Source organism: Achromobacter sp. FW305-C-13 (genome assembly GCF_058783475.1).
The window spans coordinates 1442009-1463423 of sequence record NZ_JBYSYN010000002.1 but is presented as its reverse complement, the minus strand read 5'-3'; the positions used below and the strand labels follow the sequence as shown (position 1 = coordinate 1463423).

Here is a 21415-nt window from a genome sequence, read left to right as displayed (position 1 = left end):
CAATCATCTTGCCCCCGCCTGTTCGCGCTCCACCCATCCTACGGCTTTGTTCTACTCGCCAAATGCCGTTGCTGGCCGTCACCCGGCGTTTTACAGGTCCGTCGTATCCAGCGTGAACGCGGCGGCCGCGCGGCCGATGCGGTCGTTGACCGCGTGCCATTCGTCGGTAGCCGGAGGGGCCTGCACGATGATGCGGGCATAGCCCTTTTTGTCCAGGTCGCGCAGCAGGCCGTAGAGAGCCTGTGCATAGCGCGCCGGGTCGGCGGGCACGGGATGCCATTGCAAGCGCGGGTCCAGTGCCTGGGGCGCGTCGCCGTACGCCACCACCACGACCTTGCCTTCCGGCAGGTTGCGGCCTCGGGCCACGTCCTGCAGGCGCGCGTCGGAAGCCAGCTCCAGCGGCGTGCGCGGCGCGTAGTGCGCCTTCAGCGTGCCCGAGGCGCGCGGCGCGGCGGCATCCGGCGCGAACACCTGCACGCCCAGCACGGCTTCGATCTGCGCCGCGCTGATATGGCCTGGGCGCAGCAGCACGGGGCCCGCGCCGCGGTCCAGGCGCGACAGGTCCAGGATGGTGGACTCGATGCCCACTTCCGATGCGCCGCCCTCCAGCACGGGCATGCCGGCGGCGACTTCATCGGGGAATTCATGGCGCACGTGCTCGGCGCGCGTCGGCGATACCTGGCCGAACTTGTTGGCCGACGGCGCCGCCACGCCGCCCTGCCCGTTCGGCTTGCCCGCGGCGAATGCCGCCAGCAGCGCCTGCGCGATAGGATGCGACGGGCAGCGGATGCCGATGCTGTCCTGCCCGCCGCTGACCGTGTCCACAATGTGCGGCGCGCGCTGGAGGATCAACGTCAACGGACCAGGCCAGAACGCGTCGATCAGCAGGCGTGCCTCGGGCGGCACCTCGGCCGCCCAGTACGACACGTCGCCTTGCGGCGCGATGTGCACGATGACGGGATGATTCGACGGCCGCCCCTTGGCCGCATAGATCTTCGCTACCGCTTGCGGACTTTCTGCATCCGCACCCAGGCCGTAGACGGTCTCGGTGGGAAAGGCAGCCAGTTCGCCATCCAGCAAACGTTGCGCGGCAAGGGCGATCTCCGCGGCGCTGGCGGAATCATGCGGGGGCAAGGAAGGCATCGGATCGTCGCGGCTTACTCGGGGGCTTCCATGCCCAGCGCGGCGGCCACGCGGGCGGCATCGGCACGGGCCTGGTCCAGGGTGGGCGCCACGATGGTGATGTGGCCCATCTTGCGGCCACGGCGCGCTTCGTGCTTGCCGTACAAGTGCAGCTTGGCCGTCGGCACCGCCAGCGCGGCGGCCCAATCGGGTTCGCGCTGCGTCGTCGCGGTCGAAGACGCATACCAGATGTCGCCCAGGATGTTCAGCATGACGGCGGGCGCCAGCAGCGCGGCGCTGCCCAGCGGCAGGCCGGCCATGGCGCGCGCCTGCTGCTCGAACTGGCTGGTGACGCAGGCGTTCATCGTGTAGTGGCCGCTGTTGTGCGGGCGCGGCGCGATCTCGTTGACGATCAGGCTGCCATCCTTCAGCACGAAGAACTCCACGCACATCACGCCGTGGTAACCCAGGCCTTGCGCGATGGCTTTCGCGGCGTCGGGCGCGCGGGCCTGCCGTTCGGCGTGCGCCGCGTCCGATTCCACGGGCGCGGCAGTGGACACCGCCAGGATGCCGTCGCGGTGCACATTGCGAGCCACGGGAAACACCACGGTGGCGCCATCGAAACCGCGCGCGATCACGACCGAAATCTCGTAATCCAGCGGCATCAGCGCTTCCAGCACGCAAGCCACGCCACCGAATTCGGCGAAAGCGGCCAGCGCCTCTTCACGCGTGTTGATGCGGGCCTGGCCCTTGCCGTCGTAACCCAATCGGGCGACTTTCAGGATGCCGGGAAACAAGGCGTCGGAGGCGGCGCGCAGGTCCGCTTCGGCGCGGATGGCCGCGTGCGGCGCGACGGGTATGCCTTGCGAGGCGATGAATGTCTTTTCGGCGATGCGGTCCTGCACGATGGCCACGGCATCGGCCGCGGGGCTCACGCGGCAGCGCGTGGCCAGCGTGCGCAGGCTGTCGGCGGGGACGTTTTCGAATTCGGTGGTGACGGCCTGACAGGTCTGGGCCAGCCGGGCCAGACCGGCTTCGTCATCGTAGGCGGCCTGGATGTGCAGGTCGGCCACCATGCCGGCGGGGCATTCGTCGGCCGGGTCCAGCACCGCAACCTTGTAGCCCAGGCTTTGCGCCGCGTGGCAGAACATGCGGCCCAATTGGCCGCCGCCCAACAGGCCCAGCCAGCCGCCGGGGGCAATCATGAAAGGAGTCGATTGAGTCATACGGATCAGGCCTCGGGCGGAACCTTCATGTCGCGCGCGGCTTGCGTCTGGCGCGCGCGGAAGGCCACCAGCTTCTTGTGCAAACCGGCATCGGTGCCCGCCAGCGTGGCGATCACGTGCAGGGCGGCATTGGCCGCGCCCGCTTCGCCGATCGCGAAGGTGGCCACCGGCACGCCCTTGGGCATCTGCACGATGGACAGCAGCGAGTCTTCGCCGCGCAAGTATTTGGAGGGGACCGGCACGCCGAACACCGGCACTTCGGTCAGTGCCGCCATCATGCCCGGCAGGTGCGCCGCGCCGCCGGCGCCGGCGATGATGCCGCGCAGGCCGCGCTCGTGCGCCGCCGCGCCGTATTCGGCCATGTCCTGCGGCATGCGGTGCGCGGAAATCACGCGCGCCTCGTAGGCCACGCCGAAGTCCTCCAGCATGGTGACCGCGTGCTTCATGACCTCCCAATCGCTGGAAGAACCCATAATCACGCCCACCACGGGGGTGGCCTCTGCCGCTGCGGAAGTCTTGGCTGTCATAACCGGTGTCAAAGAGGTAAGACCGCGGAAACCTGCCCGCGGAATGTCAAAGGGCCGCGGATTCGGTCCGCGAAACCCGGTATTTTACCCGGCGCGCGCGACCGTCTATGGCGCGGCCGAAGACGGCAGCCACAGATAGCTGTCGGGATTGTCCGGGCAAGGTCCGAAACCGCACTCCAGGGTTGTGCTGCCGACGTTGGCCAGCGTCATGATGAAAAACAGGGCCATGACGACGAGACCCAGTGCCGAGACCGGCTTTTTCAGCATGCTGTCGCCCCATTTGCGGTCGGCGGACTGCATCAGGACGCAGAAGACGATGATGGCGGCAAAGGCGATGAACGCCCAGGTATAGAAGTGCAGCCCCATGAACGGCGTGCCGTAGCCGGGATCGCCGGGCGCGATGTGCAGCAACACTTGCCTGCCCGAGGCGACCATGCCGCCCAGCGAGGCCGCAATGCTCATGCCGTAGTGCATGGGCGACGGCCCCACCCGCATGTTCAGCAGGAATCCCACGCCGGCCAGGATGAACGCCACGCGCTGCAACAGGCACAGGGGGCACGGCAGCTCGTCGTAGATGAACTGCCAGGCAAAGGCCATGCCCAGGATGCCGGTGACGCCCAACAGCGCCACGCCGTTCAGCACGCGAGAGCCGCGCGCGGGATTGCGGGAGAAGATCATTGCCCCGCCCTTACAACGACAGCGCCAGCGGGCTGGTCATGTGGTATTGGCACCAGACACCGAAGATCACGAGCGTAAGCAACCAGAACGTCACGCAGGGGCGGCGCTTTCCCAGCACGCCGAACCACACCGCAACCAATCCGGTCAGAAAGGGCAACATCATGATCATGCGTAAGACTCCTGTCGGCTGGCGTCCTGCTTAGGCAGCCGACGAGTATAGCGTAACAATACGCAATAATTGTTATCGATTCCCCTAAGGCCGGACCATAAAAAAACCCGCTCGAGAGCGGGTTTTCGTCAGCGGCGGGAGGGATCAGGCGGTCAGGCGATCCAGCGCTTCGCGGTACTTGGCGGCCGTCTTTTCCAGCACGTCCTGCGGCAGGCGCGGGGCGGGCGGGGTTTTGTCCCAGGTCTGGGTTTCCAGCCAGTCGCGCACGAACTGCTTGTCGAACGAGGGGGGGCTGATGCCGACGCGGTAGCCATCGGCCGGCCAGAAGCGCGACGAATCGGGCGTCAGCACTTCGTCCATCAAATGAAGCGTGCCGTTGTCGTCCAAGCCGAATTCGAACTTGGTGTCGGCAATGATGATTCCCTTGGTGGCGGCGAACTTGGCAGCTTCAGCGTACAGCTTGAGCGTGACGTCGCGGATGCGCTCGGCCAGTTCCTGGCCCACTTCCTTGACCACGTGCGCGAAGTCGACGTTTTCGTCGTGCATGCCGAATTCGGCCTTGGCGGCGGGCGTGAAGATGGGCTCGGGCAACTGGCTGGCCTGCTGCAGGCCGGCGGGCAGCTTGATGCCGCAGATGGCGCCGGTGGACTGGTAGTCTTTCCAGCCGGAACCGATCAGGTAGCCGCGGGCAACCGCTTCCACCAGGATCGGCTTCAAGCGCTTGACCACGACGGCGCGGCCGCGCACCTGGTCCACTTCGTCCGGGGCCACCACGTCTTCGGGCTTCACGCCCGTGGAGTGGTTCGGCAGGATGTGGGCCAGCTTCTGCAACCAGAATTCGGTCAGCTCGGTCAGCACCTGTCCCTTGCCGGGAATGGGATCGTCAAGAATCACGTCGAAGGCGGAGATACGATCCGACGCGACGATCAGCAACTTGTCGTCGCCCACCGCGTACATATCGCGCACCTTACCGCGGCCCAGCAGCGGCAAGGACTTGATGCTGGATTGATGCAAAGCAGAAGTCACGGGAATGGCCTATGGCAAAAATGAAGATTCCCGCCTCGGGCAAGCGCCAGGGCGGGAAGTAGAACGAAATCGGAACCTGCACGGGGGACGGCGCATGACGCACGAAGCGCCGAAGCCCGAACCCTGCAAAGCGCATAGATTACTGCAAATATGTCTGCCTTGCCGGGCGGCGGGGGCCGGGTTAGGCTTGGATTCCCAACCCACTATTCGCGCCGGCCGCCCCTGGGCGTCACGGCGCAGACCTTACGCCCGGAGACAAAGCCGTATGCAGGATGCTTCCCTCAAACGCCCGTCCGCCGCCGACGCGCAGGTACACCTGACTGGCGGGTGCCAGTGCGGCGCCGTCCGTTACGCCGTCACCGACGAGCCGATCACGGCCGCCACCTGTCATTGCCGGGACTGCCAGTATTCCAGCGGCGGCGCTCCGGCCCATGCCCTGATCTTCCCCGCCGGCTCGGTGACGATGCTGCGCGGCCAGGCCAAGGAACACCGCTACAAGGGCGATTCTGGCCACACCGTCATGCGCAGCTTCTGCGCCGCCTGTGGCACGCCGCTGTTCGGCGGCTCCGAGGGCATGGGGTACGAAGTGGTGCGGGCCGGATCGCTGGACGATCCGGAGGCCTTCCACGCCAAGGCCAGCCTGTGGACGAGCTCAGCGCCGTCCTGGCACCACGTGGACCGCAGCGTGCCGCATTTCCCCAGGAACGCGCCGGCGGGCTGACGCTAGCGCCGAGCTCGACGCAAAAAAAAGGGGCGGGTCCAAGTGGACCCGCCCCTTTTCACTGCCAGACCGCCGCCCGAAGGCGGCGTACGGCAACTTATTGCACCACTTGCGACAGCTTGCCCGACGCGTATTGCGCGGCGATTTCAGTCAGCGGCAGCGCGCGGATCTTGCTGGCGTTGCCGGCCGTGCCGAATTCCGTGTAGCGAGCCACACAGATCGCCTTGGCGGCGGCGCGGGCGGGCTTCAGGTATTCGCGCGGGTCGAATTTTTCGGGGTTCTCGGCAAAGAAGCGGCGGATCGCGCCGGTCATGGCCAGACGGATATCGGTATCGATATTGATCTTGCGCACGCCGTACTTGATGGCTTCCTGGATTTCCTCGACGGGCACGCCGTAGGTTTCCTTCATGTTGCCGCCGAATTCGCGGATCTCGGCCAGCAGTTCCTGCGGCACGCTGGAGCTGCCGTGCATCACCAGGTGGGTGTTGGGCAGGCGGGCGTGGATTTCCTTGATGCGGGCGATCGACAGGATGTCGCCGGTGGGCTTGCGCGTGAACTTGTAGGCGCCGTGGCTGGTGCCGATGGCGATCGCCAGGGCGTCCAGCTGCGTGCGGCGCACGAAGTCGGCGGCTTGCTCCGGATCGGTCAGCAGCTGGTCCATGGTCAGCTTGCCGTCGGCGCCGTGGCCGTCTTCCTTGTCGCCTTCCATGGTTTCCAGGGAACCCAGGCAGCCGAGTTCGCCTTCAACGGTCACGCCCAGCTTGTGGGCGATGTCCACGACCTTCTTGGTGACGTCGACGTTGTAGTCGTAGTCGGCGATGGTCTTGCCGTCTTCCTTCAGCGAACCGTCCATCATCACGCTGGAGAAACCCAGGTCGATGGCGCCTTGGCAGACCTTGGGCGACTGGCCGTGATCCTGGTGCATCACGACGGGGATGTGCGGATAGGATTCCACCGCGGCCTGGATCAAGTGCTTCAGGAAGCCTTCGCCCGCGTATTTGCGCGCGCCGGCCGAGGCCTGCATGATCACCGGGCTGTCGGTCTCCGCAGCGGCTTCCATGATGGCCTGAACCTGTTCCAGGTTGTTGACGTTGAAAGCCGGAATGCCGTAGCCGTGCTCGGCGGCATGGTCGAGCAACTGGCGCATGGAGACTAGGGCCATGAGTGGTCCTCCTAAGTACTGTCTATTGAAAGATGGTTGAAGTCCTGCTGAATAGGGTGATTTTACGGGGGAATCGCTGAAAGGTCTTGCAACCGGCCGTATCCGGTCCATTCAGGCAATGGCAGGACGGCGCGCGGCCTCGGAAAATCATCCGGATGAAGGAGGAAAACGGGGCGGCCAGGCCGCCCCGACACCCCTGCCCTTAGACGGGTCTGGGGACGGCGATGCGCCCGGCCCAGGGCTGGGCCATTTCCAATTGGGCCGACAAGGCAAGCACCACGTCTTCGCGGCCATAGCGGGCCGCCACCTGCACGCCGACGGGCAGCCCCCCGTCGGTCCAAACCAGCGGCAGGCTCGCCGCCGGCTGTCCGGACGCGTTGAAGGCGGCCGAGAACGTGCCGTAGGTGGCAACCTTGCGGCGGAAGTCCAGGAATGATCCGCCGGCCGTGGACAGTTCGCCCAACTTCAACGGCAGTTGCGTGAGCGACGGCGACAAGATCGCGTCGTACCCTTCCATATATTGGTCGAGTATCCGGCCGATGGCGTGGAAGCGGTTCACGCTGCCGATGTATTGCGCCGCCGGCAGCGTCTTGCCGTAGTCATAGCCCTGGCGCAGCACCGGCTCCAGATCGCCGTCGCGCAACGGCTGGCCGGTCAGGCCCAGCCGCGTATCCACGGACAGCACGATATTGCCGGCCAGCACGTTGGCGTGGGCCTGCACGAACGCGTCGTACTCGATGTCCGGCGGGGTGCCGTCCACGACCTCGTGCCCCAGCTCCCGGCACAGCGCCGCGGCGTGCTCGACGGCGGCAACGCATTCGGGCGCGACGGGCACGCCATTGAACGCGCTGCGCCAGAGGACGATGCGCAGCTTGCGCGGCGGCTCGGCCAGCAACGCCAGGTAAGAGGCCGGCGCCTTGGGCGCGGTGTAGGGCGCACCGGGTTCCGGGGCGCCGATGGCGTCCAGCGCGGCCGCGGTGTCGCGCACCGATCGCGACAGCACGCCGTCGGTCGCCAGGCCGCCCCAGCCTTCGCCGCGGAACGGACCCATCGGCACGCGGCCGCGCGAGACCTTCAGGCCGTACACGCCGCAGGCCGCGGCCGGGATGCGGATGGAACCGCCCCCGTCGCTGCCATGCGCCAGCGGCACGATGCCCGCGGCCACCGCCGCCGCCGCGCCGCCGCTGGAGCCGCCCGACGAGCGGGTGGGGTCCCACGGATTGCGGGTGGGACCGCCGTTGCGGGCGGCCTCTGTGGTGGGCGCCATGCAGAATTCAGGCACGGTGGTGCGGGCGAACGGGATCAGGCCTGCGGCCTCGAAACGGTCGGCCAGGGTGGCGTTGCGGGTGTAGGGCGTGTCGTTCAGCAGGCGCGAGCCCAGGCTGGAAGGAAAGCGCGTATGCGCCAGCCCCGAATCCTTCAGCAAAAAGGGGATCGCGCCGAACGCGCCCCGAGGTTTCCACTCGCGCGCCACGTCCAGCGATTCCTCGTAGCGCTCATAGCACAGCGCATTCATGGCCGGCGCGCGTTCCTGCGCCAGCTTGATGGCGCAGGCCATCAGGTCCTGGGGGCTGACTTCGCGCCGCGCCAGCAGGTCGGCCAGCGCCAGCCCGTCCAGCGCCTGATACTCGGTGTCACGCATACTGCTTGCTCCTAGTTGAGGGGTCCGACAGCGCCTCCGGATCGGGTTTGTTCCAGGCCTTGCCCGGCACTGAATCGATCAGGCGGCGCGTGTATTCATGTTGGGGGTGGTAGAAAATCGTGGCTGCCCGGTCCAGTTCCACCAGTTGCCCTTGCCGCATCACGGCGATGCGGTCGCAGATCTGGGCGGCGACGCGCAAGTCGTGGGTGATGAACAGCACCGACAGGTCGAACTGCCCGCTCACCGTCTTGAGCAGATCCAGCACCTGGGCCTGGATCGACACGTCCAGCGCTGAGACGGCTTCATCCGCCACCAGCAGCCGGGGCTTCAACGCCAGGGCGCGGGCGATGCCGACACGCTGGCGCTGTCCGCCCGAAAACTGGTGCGGATAGCGGTCGCCGGCGTCGCCGCCCAGGCCCACCAGTTCGAGCAACTCGCGGGCGTCGCGCAGCGCAGTCTTGCGGCTTTCGCCGAAGGCGATTGGCCCTTGCGCCACGGCCTCGACCACGCGATGGCGAGGGTTCAGCGACGCGTACGGGTCCTGGAACACCATCTGGATCTGGCGGCGGTAGGGCCGGAAGTCCCGCGGCTTCATGCCCACGAGTTCACGGCCTTCCATGCGGACGCTGCCGCTGTCGGGCGAGATCAACCCGATCAGCGTGCGGCCCAGCGTGGACTTGCCCGAACCGGATTCGCCGACCAGGCCAAGCGTTTCGCCTTGCCGGATTTCCAGCGAGATGTCGCGCAAGGCGTCGACCCGGCGGCCGCCGGTGGCGAAGGTCTTGCATAGCTTGTCGACCACCATCAGCGCCGGCGCCTGGGCGGCCTCGTCCTTGCCCTCGGGCTTGTGCGGCACCGCGGCGATCAGCTGGCGCGTGTAGGGGTGCTGCGGCCGGTTCAGGATGTCTTCGGCAGCGCCCGCCTCCACTACGACGCCCTTGCGCATCACGACGATGCGGTCGGCAATGTCGGCCACCACGCCGAAATCGTGCGTGATGAAGATGACGCCAATACCCATGCGTCGCTGGATGTCCTTGATCAGGCTCAGGATCTGCGCCTGGGTAGTGACGTCCAGCGCCGTCGTGGGTTCGTCGGCGATCAGCACATCCGGCTCCAGCGCCAGCGCCATCGCAATCACGACGCGTTGCCGTTGCCCGCCAGACAGCTGGAACGGGAATGCGTCGTACATGGCCTGCGGATCGGGCAGCAGCACCTGGGCGAAAAGCTCCAGCACGCGTTGCTTGCGCGCCGCAGCATTCAGGCTGGTGTGGCGCTCCAGCACCTCGTCCACTTGCCGGCCCACCCGCATGATGGGGTTCAGCGCGGTCATCGGCTCTTGGAACACCATGCCGAAGGACTTGCCGCGCAAGCCGTACCAATCGGCGGCGGACAGCCCGACTAGGTCGCGCCCGCCGTACAGGATCTGCCCCTGCGTGACGCGGAGCTGATCGGCCGGCAGCAGGCCCATGATGGCGTGCGCCGTCACGGATTTACCCGAGCCGGACTCGCCCACCACGCACAGGATCTCGTTGCGGTTGACGGTGTATGACACGTCCTGCACCACGGTTGGTCCGCCATGGGCGGCCGTCACGCTCAGGTCACGGATTTCCAGCAACGCGCTCATCACGTCGTCCTCCTGCGGGCCAGTTTGGGGTTCAGGGCGTCGTTGAGCGCCTCGCCGATCAGGTTCAGCGACAACACCGTCAGCAGGATCGCCACGCCGGGGAATACGCTCATCCACCAGGCATCGCGCAACACGCTGCGCGAGGCGCCGATGATGTAGCCCCAGGTCATGGCATTGGGATCGCCCAGGCCCAGGAAGCTCAGCGCCGACTCCAGCAGGATCGAGCTTGCGATCATCAGGGAACCCGACACGATCACGGGCGACAGGCTGTTGGGCAGAATCTGCGTCAAGATGATGCGCAGGTTGGACTGGCCGGCGAGCATGGCCGCCTGCACGAACTCGCGGTTCTTCAGGCTCATGAACTCGGCCCGCACCAGCCGCGCCAGCGGCGGCCAGGACACCACCGCAATCGCGAAGATCACGGTCGCCATGTTGGGCGTCAGAATGGCCACCAGCACCACCGCCAGGAAGAAGCTGGGTATGGTCTGGAACAGTTCGATGAAGCCCACGATGGCCTGGTCGACTCTCCCACCGTAGAAGCCCGCCAGCGCACCGACCGTGATGCCCACCAGGATGGACACCGCGGTGGAAACGGCGGCCAGCACCAGCGTGATGCGCGACCCGTAGGCGATGCCGGTGGCGATGTCGCGGCCCAGCGTGTCGGTGCCGAGCAAGGCACCTTCGGACAGCGGCGGCATGAAGGGGCCGTTGATGATGTCCCACGGGCTGTCCGGGAAGATCCAGCTGGCGGTGACGGCCATCAACGTCACCAGCCCCAGGACCAGAAGACCCATGATGCCGCCCTTGTTGCGGCAGAACGATTGCATGAACGCTTTCATTTCAGTTCGATCCTGGGATCCGCCACCGTGTACAGGATGTCGGTGACGAGGTTGACCACGACCACGATCAGCGAGGCCACGAAGAACACGCCCAGCAGTACGCTGTAGTCGCGCTGGATCAACGCGTCGAATGCCAGCCGCCCGATGCCGGGCCAGGCGAAGACCGTTTCCACCAGCAGCGAGCCGCCGATCAGGCCGCCCGCCTGGATGCCGGCGTAGGTGATCACCGGCAGCAGCGCGTTGCGCAGCACGTGGCGCACGATCACGGTTCGCTCGGACAGCCCCTTGGCGCGCGCGGTCTTCACGAAATCCAGCTGGCTGATCTCGAGGATGGACGCCCGCGTCAACCGCGCGTACACGGCCATATAGAACATGCCCAGCGTGAGTGCCGGCAGCAGCAGGTGCTTGGCCACGTCGGCCAGGCGCGCCAGCCCCGTCAGATTGGCGCCCACGCTTTCGTAGCCGAAGGCCGGCAGCCATTCCAGATTCACCGAGAACAGCAGCACCAGCATCAGGCCCACCCAGAACAGCGGGGTGGCGTAGGCCAGCATCGACAAGGTGGTGATGACGGTATCCCCCCATTTCCCGACCCGCAGCGCCGCCTGCGTGCCCAGGCTCACGCCCGCCAGCAGCGCGAAGGCGAAGGCTGACAGGGTCAGCAGCAGCGTGGCCGGAAGGTGCTGCAGGATCAGGCCGGCAACCGGCGCCTGCTGGCGGTAGGAATAGCCCAGGTCGAACGTCGCCACGTTCTTCAGGTACTGCCCCAGTTGCACGGCGATGGGTTTGTCCAGCCCGAATTCCTGGCGCAGCTTCGCGATGAATTCGGCGTCCACCGCGCCGGACTGGCCGGCCAGGATCTCGGCCGGGTCGCCCGGCGCCGCGCGCACCAGAAAGAAGTTGAAGAGCGCGATCATCAACAGAACCAGGACGCTCTTGACCACCCGGTTCGCCAGGAATTTGGCGATCTTTTTCATTCTTTGGACAGCCAGGTGTCGCTTTGCGTATCCACCACGCCCAGCGCAGTCGTCACCGCGTCGTGCACGCGCTTGTTCAGCAGGGTCGAGTAGTTGGTGTCGGCCAGCCACAGCACCGGCACGTCCTCCACCAGGATGCGCTGCGCTTCGCTGTAAAGCTTCTGACGCTCTTCGTCGGTCGCGGCGGTGGCGGCGGCATTGAACAGTTCATCGACCTTGGGGTTGTTGTACTGCGAGGTGTTGCTGAACATCAGCCCCTTCTTGATGTTGCTGCCCAGATACGTGCGCGACACACCGATCGCCGGGTCGCCGTACTGGAAAACGCCATTGGCGCCCATATCGAAATCCCAGTTGCCTACCCGGCTGGTCCAGCCGCCCACGTCCGTGCTTTCGATCGTGACGGCCACGCCGATCTTGGCCAGGTTCTGCTTGATGTATTCGGCCGTGCGGCGCGGCATTTCACCGTAGGGCAGCGGGATCAGGCCGATCGTGGCGCGCACACCCTTGGCGTCTGGCTTCGCGCCCATTTCATCCAGCAGCGCGATCGCCTGCTTGGGATCGTAGGGATACTTCTTGACGTTGGCGTCATAGAAACGCGTGTTGTGGTGGATGGGGCCGGTGGCGACGGTGCCCGATCCGAACATGATCTTGTCCGCGATGAACTGGCGGTTGATGCCGTACATCAGCGCCTGGCGGAAGCGCTTGTCCGAAAACGGCTGGCGGCCGCCATTCAATTCAATCCATTGCATGGTCGACCAGTACTCGTACCCCTTGTGGGTCTGGTTGATCGTGGGCAGCTTGGCCACGCGCGCCACGTCCACCGGCTCGATGTCCTGCAGCCAGGCTTGCAGCACCGTCCCCTGCTCCAGCGCCACGCGGCGCGAAGCAGAGTCGGGAATCACGCGGTAGGTGATGCCGTCCAGATAGGGGCGGCCCTCCTTCCAGTAGTGTTCGTTCTTGACCAGCTCGATGTACGAGCCGCGTTCCCAGCGCTTGAACTTGAACGGGCCGGTGCCGATGGGCGCGTTGTTGTTCGGGTTCTGGCCGATGGGCGTGTCGACGTCGTACAAATGCTTGGGCAGGATCGCGCCGCCGCCGATGTCGAAGGCGTACAGGAAGGCCGAATACGGCTGCTTCAGCTTGAACACGACCGTCTGCGCGTCGGGCGCCGACACGTCCTGCACATTGGCCATCAACGTGCGCGTGCGCGGCGTGTTGGCCAGCACTTTGGTGTAGGTGAACACCACGTCGTCCGACGAGAAAGGCTTGCCGTCATGCCACTGCACCTTGGGCTGCAGATGGAACGTATAGGTCAGGCGGTCGGCCGACACGTCCCAGGACTTGGCCAGCCCCGGTTGCGGCTTCAGGTCGAAGGAATACGTGAGCAGGCTTTCGAAGATCTTGCCGGCCACCAGCTGCGTGCCGGCCACTTGCTGGACCGCCACGTTCAGCGTAGGCGGTTCCGGGTTCAGGATGGCGGTGAGGACGCCGCCGTACTGGGGCGTTTCGGCAGCATGCGTTGCGGGGGCGGACAAGGCCAGCAGGCTGGCGGCGGCCAGGGTGCAGCGCGCCAGGGCGCGCCGGGCGATCAGGGTTTTCATGGCAGGGATTCCGTAGGAAAAAGGGGCAACTCACGGCGGAGGAGACCGCGGCGCTGGCCGCTGGCAGGCTCAGGCTTGCAGCGGTTCAACCCCGCACCAGTCGTGGATGAAGAGCGCCAGCGAGGTCGCCACGCGCACCATGCTGTCCACCGACACGCACTCGTTGAAGCCGTGCACGTTCTGCACCTTGGGGCCGTAACACGTCACCGGCACATCCATCATCAGGCGGAAATGGCGGCCGTCGGTCGTGGCCGTCAGCGCGGTGGGCTGCGGCAGTTCGCCCGCGACGCGGCGGTGCGCATCGGCCAGCAACTGCATGGCCGGCACGTCCAGGTCGTACTCGCATCCCGGCGCGTGGAAACCTTCGTAGCGGATGTCGATGCGCACGTCGCTGTCGGTCAGCCCGGCCTGGACGGTGCGGATACGCGCCTCGACCAACTGCTTGGCCGCTTCGATCGTCATATCCGGATAGCAGGCGATGCGCATGCCAAGCGTGCAGACGCTGGGCACGGACGAATTCCAGTCGCCCGCGTGGATCTGGCCCAGGTTGAAATTGATGGGATGCGCGTGTTCGCGATAGGCAGGATGCCGGTTTTCCGGCAAGTTCCATTCGTGTTCCAGCTGCTTCATGGCATCGACGATGCGCAGGCCGGTCTCGACGGGGTTCACGCCCGTCGTCATGTAGGCGGCGTGCGCGGGGCGTCCCACGATATCCACATACATCCAGTACACGCCCAGTTGCGCGCTCATCATGCGCTCGTGCGTGGGTTCGGGGATCACCACGGCGTCGAACGCGCTGAGCTTGGCGGCGGCGATAGCGCTTTGCAACGCCGACACCGTGGCCAGGGTGCCGTTGCCCGTGTTTTCCTCTTCCAGCACGCCGTTGAAGCCGACGGCGCCCGCGGGCTGCACGCCCAGTTCCTGCAGCGCTTTGAATGCCGCCAGCGCGCAGACGATGCCCGCTTTCATGTCGCCGGCGCCGCGTCCGTACAGCCAGCCGTCGCGAAGCTCGCCGTCGAACGGCGCAGGGTCCCAGAGCTCATGCGGGCCGGTAGGCACCACGTCCAGGTGGCCATTGAACAACACCGCCCGGCCGCCCGCGCTGCGCGGCTCGTGGCGCGCCAGCACGTTGTAGCGGCCGCCGTCCGGGCAGCACGCTGGGGAATAGAGCGGCAGGTTCTTCAGTTCTTCCGTCCGCAGCGCAATGCGCTCGGAAGCAAGCCCCAGGTCCGCCAGCGCGTCTTCCATGAACGCGGCGGCGGACATTTCCTGCCCGGGCAGGCTGCGGCACTGGACGAATCCGGTCAGCGTGTCGGTCATGTACTGGCGAAGCTTGCCTACGGCTTCGGCGATACGGGCCTGGTCCAGGCTGGCTGCTGCGACGCTCATTGCATTCCCCTTGTCGAGTGTGAAATCCGTGAATTCATAAGTATCAATAATTGATACTTAGATATCTATATTTGGCATGATAGAGTTCACACAAACGCGGGGCAAGATAGAAACCATGGGTGATTTCCCTAGCCCTGGCAGAAATCGATTGCCACTACAGTGCGTATCCGCGTGCTCTCGCCACGCGCCGATGCAACGCCGCAAAGACAAAAAAACTGGAGTAGAACAACATGGCCACAACCGAGACCCGGTTCAACCAATCCCTGGCGAAAGGCTTCGGCATCCTGGAGGCTTTCTCCAACAACCCCGGCCCGCTCAGCCTGAACGAACTGACCGAGCTGTCGGGGCTGGACCGCAGCTCGACCCAGCGCATGCTGCACACCTTGGTGGCGCTGGGCTACCTCGAGCGCGGCATCAACCAGCGCGGGTATGTCCTGGGCAAGAAGATCCTGGACCGGACCTTCGATTTCCTGCGCGGCCATCCGCTGCTGGAACGCGCCACGCCCATCCTCGAGCAGCTGCAGCAGGAATGCGGCGAACGCGTCGACCTGAGCCTGTTCGACGACCTGACCATCGTCTATGCGCTACGCCGGCAGACCAAGCGCCAGACGTTCTATGCCACGCTGGTAGGGCGACGCATGCCCACGTTCTCGTCCTCGGGCGGCCGCGCCATCATGTCGCACCTGGCCGACGACGAAGTCGACGACATCCTGGCGCGTAGCGACATGCGCCCGCTGACGCCCAAGACCATCACCGACCCCGACCTGATCCGCCAGCGCGTGCGCGACGCCCGCGTGCAGGGCTACGCCATCTGCCTGGAAGAAAGCATGGTGGGCGAAATCGTGCTGGCCAGCGCCGTCGTCGACCATAGCGGGCGCCCCTTGGCGGCCATCCACATCTCCGGCCTGTTGGCCGAATGGACGCTGGAATCGTTTTCCCAGCGCTTCAGCTCGCTGGCCATCTCGGCCGCGCGCGCGCTCAGCGGCCGCCCCAACCGCAATTGACCCCCGCCCTGGCGGCCCTGCTCTCGGGAAATCCCTAGCGCCCGTTGGCTTGCGCGGCCGGGCGGGCTGCTGCACCATTACCGTCTTGGATTCTTAAGTATCACTATTTGATACTCAAGATTTAATGTTGCCGCGTCCGAGCCCGCCTCAGCCGCCAACCCAAGGAGGTTTGCCTTGAAGTGCAATATCGTCCGCCGTGCCCTGGCGCAAGGCCTGTTGGCCGCTGCCGCCGTCGCCGCCGCTCCTGCCGTCTTTGCCGCCCCGCCCTCGCCCGACGCCCAGCCGCAATACGGCGGCGTGCTGACCGCCATCCTGAACCCCGAGCCGCCCAACCTGAATGTAGCCATGCAGCAGGTCGGCACCACGCAGATGGTGGCCGGCAAGGTCTATGAAAGCCTGCTGACCTACTCCTTCGACCTGAAGCCGCAGCCCAGCCTGGCCAAGTCCTGGGACGTGTCAGACGACCAGCTGACCTACACCTTCCATTTGCAGCCCAATGCGCAATGGCACGACGGCAAGCCCTTCACCTCGGCGGACGTGCTGTTTTCATACAAGCAGGTACTGGCCAATACGCCGCGCACCCGTTCGCTGATGCGCTACATCGAGGACATCACCGCGCCCGACGCACACACCGTGGTGTTCAAGTTGAAGGAGCGCTACTCGGCGTTCCTGTATGCCTTCGACATCGGCGGCGGCGTGATCCTGCCCAAGCACCTGTTCGACGTGGATACGCCCATGGCGCAGAACCCGCACAACAATGCACCCATCGGCACCGGTCCGTTCAAGTTCAAGCGCTGGGAACGCGGGTCGTACATCGAACTGGTCAAGAACGAGCACTATTGGAAGGAGGGCCGCCCCTATCTGGACGGCATCACCTACCGCGTGATCCCGGATGCCGCCTCGCGCCGCCTGGCGCTGGAGCAGCGCACGGTGCAGCAAGCCTGGCTGCAGGACATCGAACCCTTCGACATGCCGCGCGTGTCCAAACTGCCGCACATCAACGTTACGCAAAAGGGCTATGAATACTGGTCCACGCTGCACTGGATCGAAATGAACGAGGCGCGCAAGCCGATGGACGACAAGCGTTTCCGGCAAGCCGTCATGTACGCGATCGACCGCGAGTTCATCGTCAAGCGCATCATGTTCGGACTGGGCACGGTCTCGACCGGCCCGTTCCACCGCAATACGCGCTTCTTCGATCCCAACATCAAGCAGTATCCGTACGACCCGAAGAAAGCGATCGCCCTGCTCGACGAAATGGGGCTGAAGCCGGATGCCAAGGGTGTGCGGGTGAAGCTGGGGCTGATTCCCAACCCCTACGGCGAGATGCAGCGCCGCATCGCCGAATACACCAAGCAGAGCCTGGGCAAGGTTGGCATCGCCATCGACATCGAAAGCACCGACGTCGGCGGCTGGACCTCGCGCATGGGCAACTGGGATTTCGACATGGCCTACAACGGCGTCTTCCAGTATGGCGACCCGGCGATCGGTGTGTCGCGCACTTACGTCAGCAGCAACATCAAGAAAGGGCTGGCGTTCACCAACACTTCGCAATACCGCAACCCCAAAGTGGACGAATTGTTCGATCAGGCGGCCACCGCGCCGACGGACGAGGAACGCCAGCGCCTGTACACGGAAGTGCAGAAGATCTTGGCCGAGGACGTGCCGCTGGCCTGGATCGACGACACCAACTACTCCACCTTCCTGGACTCGCGAGTGCACGGCGCCATCGCCACCGGCCTGGGGGCCGTGGACACCTACGCCGACGCCTGGCTGGCGCCGAAATAGGCCGACGGCCGGCGGCGCCCCGGGGCCGCCGGCCGTCTTCGCCTCAGGGCCTGCCGGCGTGCGGCACGTCGACCTGCGTCATCAGGATCCGGCCTTCGGGTTTGGCACGGCGGTTGGCTTCGATGAAGTCGGGCGCCGCCGCCATGAACAGCGTGCGGCCGTCCGGCCCGCCCAGCGCCGCGGCGAAGATGCCGAATTCGCCCGTGTCGATCTGCTCCAGGATCTTGCCGCCGCGCTCGACCCGCACGATCCGCTTGCCGATGGCATCCGCCACCCAGACCGCCCCTTCCGCGTCCAGCGCCCCGCCGTCCGGACCGATGGCCGACGCCGCGATCAGCACCGACAGGTCGTCGCTGTCAGGCAGCGCGCCGAAGTCCGCCCAGTCCCGCCGGGGCCCCAGCGCCCCATTGGCCTGGATGTCGAATTCAGAGATGCGGTTGCCGAAGGTCTCGTTGACGATCAGCGTCTTGCCGTCCGGGGTGATGAATGAACCGTTGGGAAAACACAGCCCGTCGGCCACCACCTGCGCGACGCCGTCCGTGTCCACGCGCACCAGGGTCGTCGTGGCGACGGGCGCGCCTGCCATCAGGTCGAAGCCGAAATTGCCCACGTAAGCGCGGCCCTGGGCATCCACCACCATGTCGTTGATATGCCCGCCCGTCAGCGCAGACAGGTCGGCATGCACCGCCAGCGTGCCGTCCGGCTCGCGGCGAAGCACTTTGCGGTCTTTCATGGACGAGATCAAGAGGCGCCCGTCGGGCAACCAGCCCAGGCCGGAAGGCTGCTGGGGCACGCGGCAGATCTGCTCGACCCGCCCCTGGAGGTCCACGGCAATCACCTGTTCCGTATAGAAGTCCGACGCCCACAGGCGGTCTTCGTGCCACCGCAAGCCTTCCAGGTAGGTGTACCCGGAAGCCAGCACGGACAAATCGCGTTTCGGCATTGCCTTGTCTCCTGTCTATCGCCCCGGTCGGGGCCGGTTCTTTTTTCGATGCGCCGCAATGGCCGACCGGGCCTTGGCGCCGGCCCATTCTGGCATGAGTGATCCGTCCCCGACCTGACAACTAACTGTCAGCTTCGCGGCATTAACATCACGCCCCAAGGGAAAACCCGCACCTCCGGGACGTCCCTGGCATATCCGTCACCGGACCGTCGTGCCCCGCCCTATGCCGGCGGGCCCCGCCCCTTACCCGGGCTCCGCGACAGGTCCCTGTTTCCGTTTTGATCATGAATACAAAGAAGCTGACGCGCTACATCGGCATCGCGATGGTGTTGGGCATCGTGGTGGGCTACCTCTGCAACCAGACAGCGCATGACGCGAAAGACGCGGCGCAGATCGCGTCGTACTTCAGCCTGATCACGGATATCTTCCTGCGCATGATCAAGATGATCATCGCCCCGCTGGTGTTCGCCACGCTGGTGTCCGGCCTGGCCAGCATGAGCGACGCCAACGCCGTCGGCCGCATCGGCCTGCGCGCCATGGTCTGGTTCATCGCTGCCTCCGCGATCTCACTGCTGCTGGGCCTGCTGCTGGTCAATATCTTCCAGCCCGGCGCGCACATGAACCTGGCAATTCCCGATGCGGGTATCACGTCGGGATTGAAGACGGGCGATTTCACGCTCAAGGCCTTCATTGCGCACGTGTTCCCCAAGAGCATTGCGGAAGCCATGGCCAACAACGAGATCCTGCAGATCCTGGTGTTCTCGCTGTTCTTCGGCGCCGCCCTGTCCTTCATCCGCAGCAAGGGCCACAACACGATCTACAACATGATCGACGAGCTGGCCAAGATCATGTTCCGCGTGACGGATTACGTGATGCGTTTCGCGCCGCTGGGTGTGTTCGCCGCCATGGCCGCCGCCATCACCACCGAAGGCCTGGGCGTGCTGGTCAGCTACGGCAAGCTGATCGGCGAGTTCTACCTGGGCCTGGCGTTGCTGTGGGCCATCCTGTTCGGCGTGGGTTACCTGTTCCTGGGCAAGTCCACGCGCCGCCTGGGTGGCCTGATCAAAGAACCCACCCTGCTGGCCTTTTCCACTGCCAGCAGCGAATCGGCCTATCCGAAGACCATCGAAGCGCTTGAGCGTTTTGGCGTGTCCAAGCGCATTTCGGGCTTCGTCCTGCCCCTGGGCTACTCGTTCAACCTGGACGGTTCGATGATGTACCAGTCCTTTGCGGTGCTGTTCATCGCGCAGGCCTACAACATCGAAATGAGCTTTGCGCAGCAATTGACGCTGCTGCTGGTGCTGATGGTGACCAGCAAGGGCATGGCCGGCGTGGCGCGCGCCTCGCTTGTAGTCGTGGCCGCCACCCTGCCGATGTTCCATCTGCCGGAAGCCGGCCTGCTGCTGATCATGGGCATCGACCAGTTCTTCGACATGGGCCGCACGGCAACCAACGTGGTCGGCAACAGCCTGGCCACCGCGGTGATCGCCAAGCTGGAAGACGACCGCGGCAACCAGCCTGAAGGCAAGCCGGCAGACGACGCCAGCGCGGCCACGGGCAAGCCCGCCAGCCAAGCGTGATAGTAGCCCCCACGCTGCGCACACTCCGTGTGCTTGCTGCCCCCCGAGGGGGCGCTTTTATCTTGGGGCGGCCCGGCGATAAAAGATGCCCCCACGCTGCGCACGCTCCGTGTGTTGGCGGCATGGCGATAAAAAAAGCGGGCCGCGGCCCGTTTTTTTTTTAACACCTGATCGCTTGACCTGCCGGCATCGGCGGGAGCAACATAAGACTCCCTTGCCTGACTCCCGGCGCGGCGCCACGGCGCCGCGCGCGATACGCATGCCATGACACCCCTTCCCCTGCGCGGCATTCTGGCAGCGATTGCCATGACGGCCATCGTGCCTGCCGCCCACGCCTGGACACGCATTTCGTGCGACCTGTCCGGCACGGCTTCCACTCCCGCCGTGCAGATGCGTCAGTACCGTACCGATGGCACCGAACTCGCACAGACGACGTTCCGGCTGAAGGTCAAAGCGGCCGACATCCCGGATGGCGCACGCGCCGATACGGATTGCACGGAATTTGTGGACCGCGACATCGACGTCACGCTTGAGAACACGGCGCCCGGCCAGATCCGCAAGGGTAAGCCGCTTAAATTGCGCTACCGCTACGACGAATCGCTGGGGCAGAGCCTGGCGACGAAGTTCGAGCTGGTCCGCTGACAACCCGGCCCACCCGCCTGCCAGGCGTTCAGGCTTAGTCGTTGACCGAGCAGGACACCGGCGCGCCGTCTTCGAATTCGACGTCGTAGGTGTGGACCGGATCCCACGGCAGCGTGAACCACAGTTCGTAGCCGTCGCCGTCTTCGTCGAAGAGCCACAGCGCACGCAGCACGGCTTTTTCGGCCATGGCTTCCGCGGTTTCTTCCTTCAGCAGCTGGTCGTCTTCGATGCCGAGCTTCTTGCAGTGCTCGTAGGAATAGTTGTCCAGCAGGAACTCGGACGCTGCCAGGATGTGGTCGTCCAGATTGTCGATGATGGCCTTGACCACCTTGGACGCACCGCTGTCAGGCTCTTCGCCGTCCGTCTGAATCATGACGTGGATGGGCGGACGGCCGTTGCCGGCGGGCACGTTCTCGGCCGCCCACAGATCGGGTTCTTCGGGGTCTTGGGTGAAATTGAATCGTGCCATCGCGCGCTCCGGAAAATTGAATGGCGAACCGTGAAAAGTACGGCTTCGCCTGAGCAAGCCGCAAGAACGCGGCTCCGCCTTAGGCCGTTACGCCCTTTCGCCATTTAACCAGATGCGGGGCACCCCGTCTGTGACCGGGAGGGATGTTTTTGCGCCTGGACGCGTTCCAGCAGCAAATGCGGCAAAGGCGGTAGCTCCGTCCGGATGGCATCTCCCGGGTTGACCGCCCCGCCCCTGCGCACCATCCCCATCACTGGGGCCCGGCGCAGCAGGCTGCCGTCCGGATTGC

Annotated in this window: 20 protein-coding genes; 5 read left to right on the top strand and 15 right to left on the bottom strand. The window is 65.5% G+C overall.

The annotated features are described in order from the left end of the window. Nucleotides 1-90: 90 nt before the first annotated feature. The 6 genes from AC3WMU_RS18150 to AC3WMU_RS18125 form a co-directional block, all read right to left on the bottom strand. Entirely contained in the window at nucleotides 91-1143 is a 1053-nt protein-coding gene (locus AC3WMU_RS18150; RefSeq protein ID WP_492282772.1) for an L-threonylcarbamoyladenylate synthase, read from the bottom strand. Nucleotides 1144-1157: 14 nt separating this feature from the next. Next, nucleotides 1158-2348 carry a 5-(carboxyamino)imidazole ribonucleotide synthase gene (locus AC3WMU_RS18145; RefSeq protein WP_492282771.1) on the bottom strand — a complete coding sequence of 397 codons (1191 nt, stop codon included), beginning with the start codon at nucleotides 2346-2348 and terminating at the stop codon, nucleotides 1158-1160. A 5-nt stretch (nucleotides 2349-2353) separates the two neighbouring features. Continuing rightward, nucleotides 2354-2875, bottom strand: a complete 522-nt coding sequence (purE, locus tag AC3WMU_RS18140) for a 5-(carboxyamino)imidazole ribonucleotide mutase (protein WP_006222798.1) — start codon at nucleotides 2873-2875, stop codon at nucleotides 2354-2356. 105 nt (nucleotides 2876-2980) lie between these two features. Further along, the gene (locus AC3WMU_RS18135) at nucleotides 2981-3553 is read right to left on the bottom strand and encodes a disulfide bond formation protein B (protein WP_280028147.1); all 573 of its coding nucleotides are present in this window, start codon (nucleotides 3551-3553) and stop codon (nucleotides 2981-2983) included. Nucleotides 3554-3563: 10 nt separating this feature from the next. Continuing rightward, nucleotides 3564-3722, bottom strand: coding sequence for a DUF5993 family protein (locus tag AC3WMU_RS18130; RefSeq protein WP_006222796.1), 159 nt, complete (start codon nucleotides 3720-3722; stop codon nucleotides 3564-3566). A gap of 144 nt (nucleotides 3723-3866) precedes the next feature. Next, nucleotides 3867-4748 (bottom strand): phosphoribosylaminoimidazolesuccinocarboxamide synthase, encoded by an 882-nt coding sequence (locus AC3WMU_RS18125; protein ID WP_492282770.1) that lies wholly within the window; start codon nucleotides 4746-4748, stop codon nucleotides 3867-3869. A 265-nt stretch (nucleotides 4749-5013) separates the two neighbouring features. Between AC3WMU_RS18125 and AC3WMU_RS18120 the strand changes: the two genes are divergently transcribed. Continuing rightward, nucleotides 5014-5469 (top strand): GFA family protein, encoded by a 456-nt coding sequence (locus AC3WMU_RS18120; protein ID WP_280028149.1) that lies wholly within the window; start codon nucleotides 5014-5016, stop codon nucleotides 5467-5469. Between the two features lie 97 nt (nucleotides 5470-5566). On the opposite strand, the gene fba is transcribed toward AC3WMU_RS18120, so the two are convergent. The 7 genes from fba to AC3WMU_RS18085 form a co-directional block, all read right to left on the bottom strand. Next, nucleotides 5567-6631, bottom strand: coding sequence for a class II fructose-bisphosphate aldolase (fba, locus tag AC3WMU_RS18115; RefSeq protein WP_315137852.1), 1065 nt, complete (start codon nucleotides 6629-6631; stop codon nucleotides 5567-5569). A 202-nt stretch (nucleotides 6632-6833) separates the two neighbouring features. Next, nucleotides 6834-8273, bottom strand: coding sequence for an amidase (locus AC3WMU_RS18110; RefSeq protein ID WP_492282769.1), 1440 nt, complete (start codon nucleotides 8271-8273; stop codon nucleotides 6834-6836). After that, nucleotides 8266-9897, bottom strand: a complete 1632-nt coding sequence (locus AC3WMU_RS18105) for an ABC transporter ATP-binding protein (RefSeq protein ID WP_492282768.1) — start codon at nucleotides 9895-9897, stop codon at nucleotides 8266-8268. The genes AC3WMU_RS18110 and AC3WMU_RS18105 overlap by 8 nt, the downstream gene beginning before the upstream one ends. Continuing rightward, complete coding sequence (locus AC3WMU_RS18100) at nucleotides 9897-10736, bottom strand: ABC transporter permease (RefSeq protein ID WP_280028153.1); 840 nt, start codon at nucleotides 10734-10736, stop codon at nucleotides 9897-9899. The genes AC3WMU_RS18105 and AC3WMU_RS18100 overlap by 1 nt, the downstream gene beginning before the upstream one ends. Then, entirely contained in the window at nucleotides 10733-11710 is a 978-nt protein-coding gene (locus AC3WMU_RS18095; protein WP_280028154.1) for an ABC transporter permease, read from the bottom strand. The genes AC3WMU_RS18100 and AC3WMU_RS18095 overlap by 4 nt, the downstream gene beginning before the upstream one ends. Continuing rightward, nucleotides 11707-13311 carry an ABC transporter substrate-binding protein gene (locus AC3WMU_RS18090; RefSeq protein WP_492282767.1) on the bottom strand — a complete coding sequence of 535 codons (1605 nt, stop codon included), beginning with the start codon at nucleotides 13309-13311 and terminating at the stop codon, nucleotides 11707-11709. Before AC3WMU_RS18090 ends, AC3WMU_RS18095 begins: the two co-directional genes overlap by 4 nt. A gap of 69 nt (nucleotides 13312-13380) precedes the next feature. Continuing rightward, nucleotides 13381-14700 (bottom strand): ArgE/DapE family deacylase, encoded by a 1320-nt coding sequence (locus AC3WMU_RS18085; RefSeq protein ID WP_454677620.1) that lies wholly within the window; start codon nucleotides 14698-14700, stop codon nucleotides 13381-13383. Between the two features lie 230 nt (nucleotides 14701-14930). Between AC3WMU_RS18085 and AC3WMU_RS18080 the strand changes: the two genes are divergently transcribed. Both AC3WMU_RS18080 and AC3WMU_RS18075 read left to right on the top strand, forming a co-directional pair. Then, the gene (locus tag AC3WMU_RS18080) at nucleotides 14931-15704 is read left to right on the top strand and encodes an IclR family transcriptional regulator (protein WP_280030149.1); all 774 of its coding nucleotides are present in this window, start codon (nucleotides 14931-14933) and stop codon (nucleotides 15702-15704) included. Nucleotides 15705-15878: 174 nt separating this feature from the next. Beyond that, nucleotides 15879-17492, top strand: coding sequence for an ABC transporter substrate-binding protein (locus AC3WMU_RS18075; RefSeq protein WP_492282766.1), 1614 nt, complete (start codon nucleotides 15879-15881; stop codon nucleotides 17490-17492). A gap of 43 nt (nucleotides 17493-17535) precedes the next feature. On the opposite strand, the gene AC3WMU_RS18070 is transcribed toward AC3WMU_RS18075, so the two are convergent. After that, nucleotides 17536-18435: an SMP-30/gluconolactonase/LRE family protein gene (locus AC3WMU_RS18070; RefSeq protein WP_280029605.1), complete on the bottom strand. Its 900-nt coding sequence runs from the start codon at nucleotides 18433-18435 to the stop codon at nucleotides 17536-17538. A 284-nt stretch (nucleotides 18436-18719) separates the two neighbouring features. Between AC3WMU_RS18070 and AC3WMU_RS18065 the strand changes: the two genes are divergently transcribed. Both AC3WMU_RS18065 and AC3WMU_RS18060 read left to right on the top strand, forming a co-directional pair. After that, nucleotides 18720-20015 carry a dicarboxylate/amino acid:cation symporter gene (locus AC3WMU_RS18065; RefSeq protein ID WP_492282765.1) on the top strand — a complete coding sequence of 432 codons (1296 nt, stop codon included), beginning with the start codon at nucleotides 18720-18722 and terminating at the stop codon, nucleotides 20013-20015. A gap of 264 nt (nucleotides 20016-20279) precedes the next feature. Then, on the top strand, nucleotides 20280-20657 hold the full coding sequence (locus AC3WMU_RS18060; RefSeq protein ID WP_315137858.1) for a hypothetical protein: 378 nt from the start codon (nucleotides 20280-20282) through the stop codon (nucleotides 20655-20657). A 34-nt stretch (nucleotides 20658-20691) separates the two neighbouring features. Here AC3WMU_RS18060 and AC3WMU_RS18055 read toward each other — a convergent pair whose 3' ends face one another. Beyond that, entirely contained in the window at nucleotides 20692-21126 is a 435-nt protein-coding gene (locus AC3WMU_RS18055; protein ID WP_280029608.1) for a hypothetical protein, read from the bottom strand. Nucleotides 21127-21415: the final 289 nt, after the last annotated feature.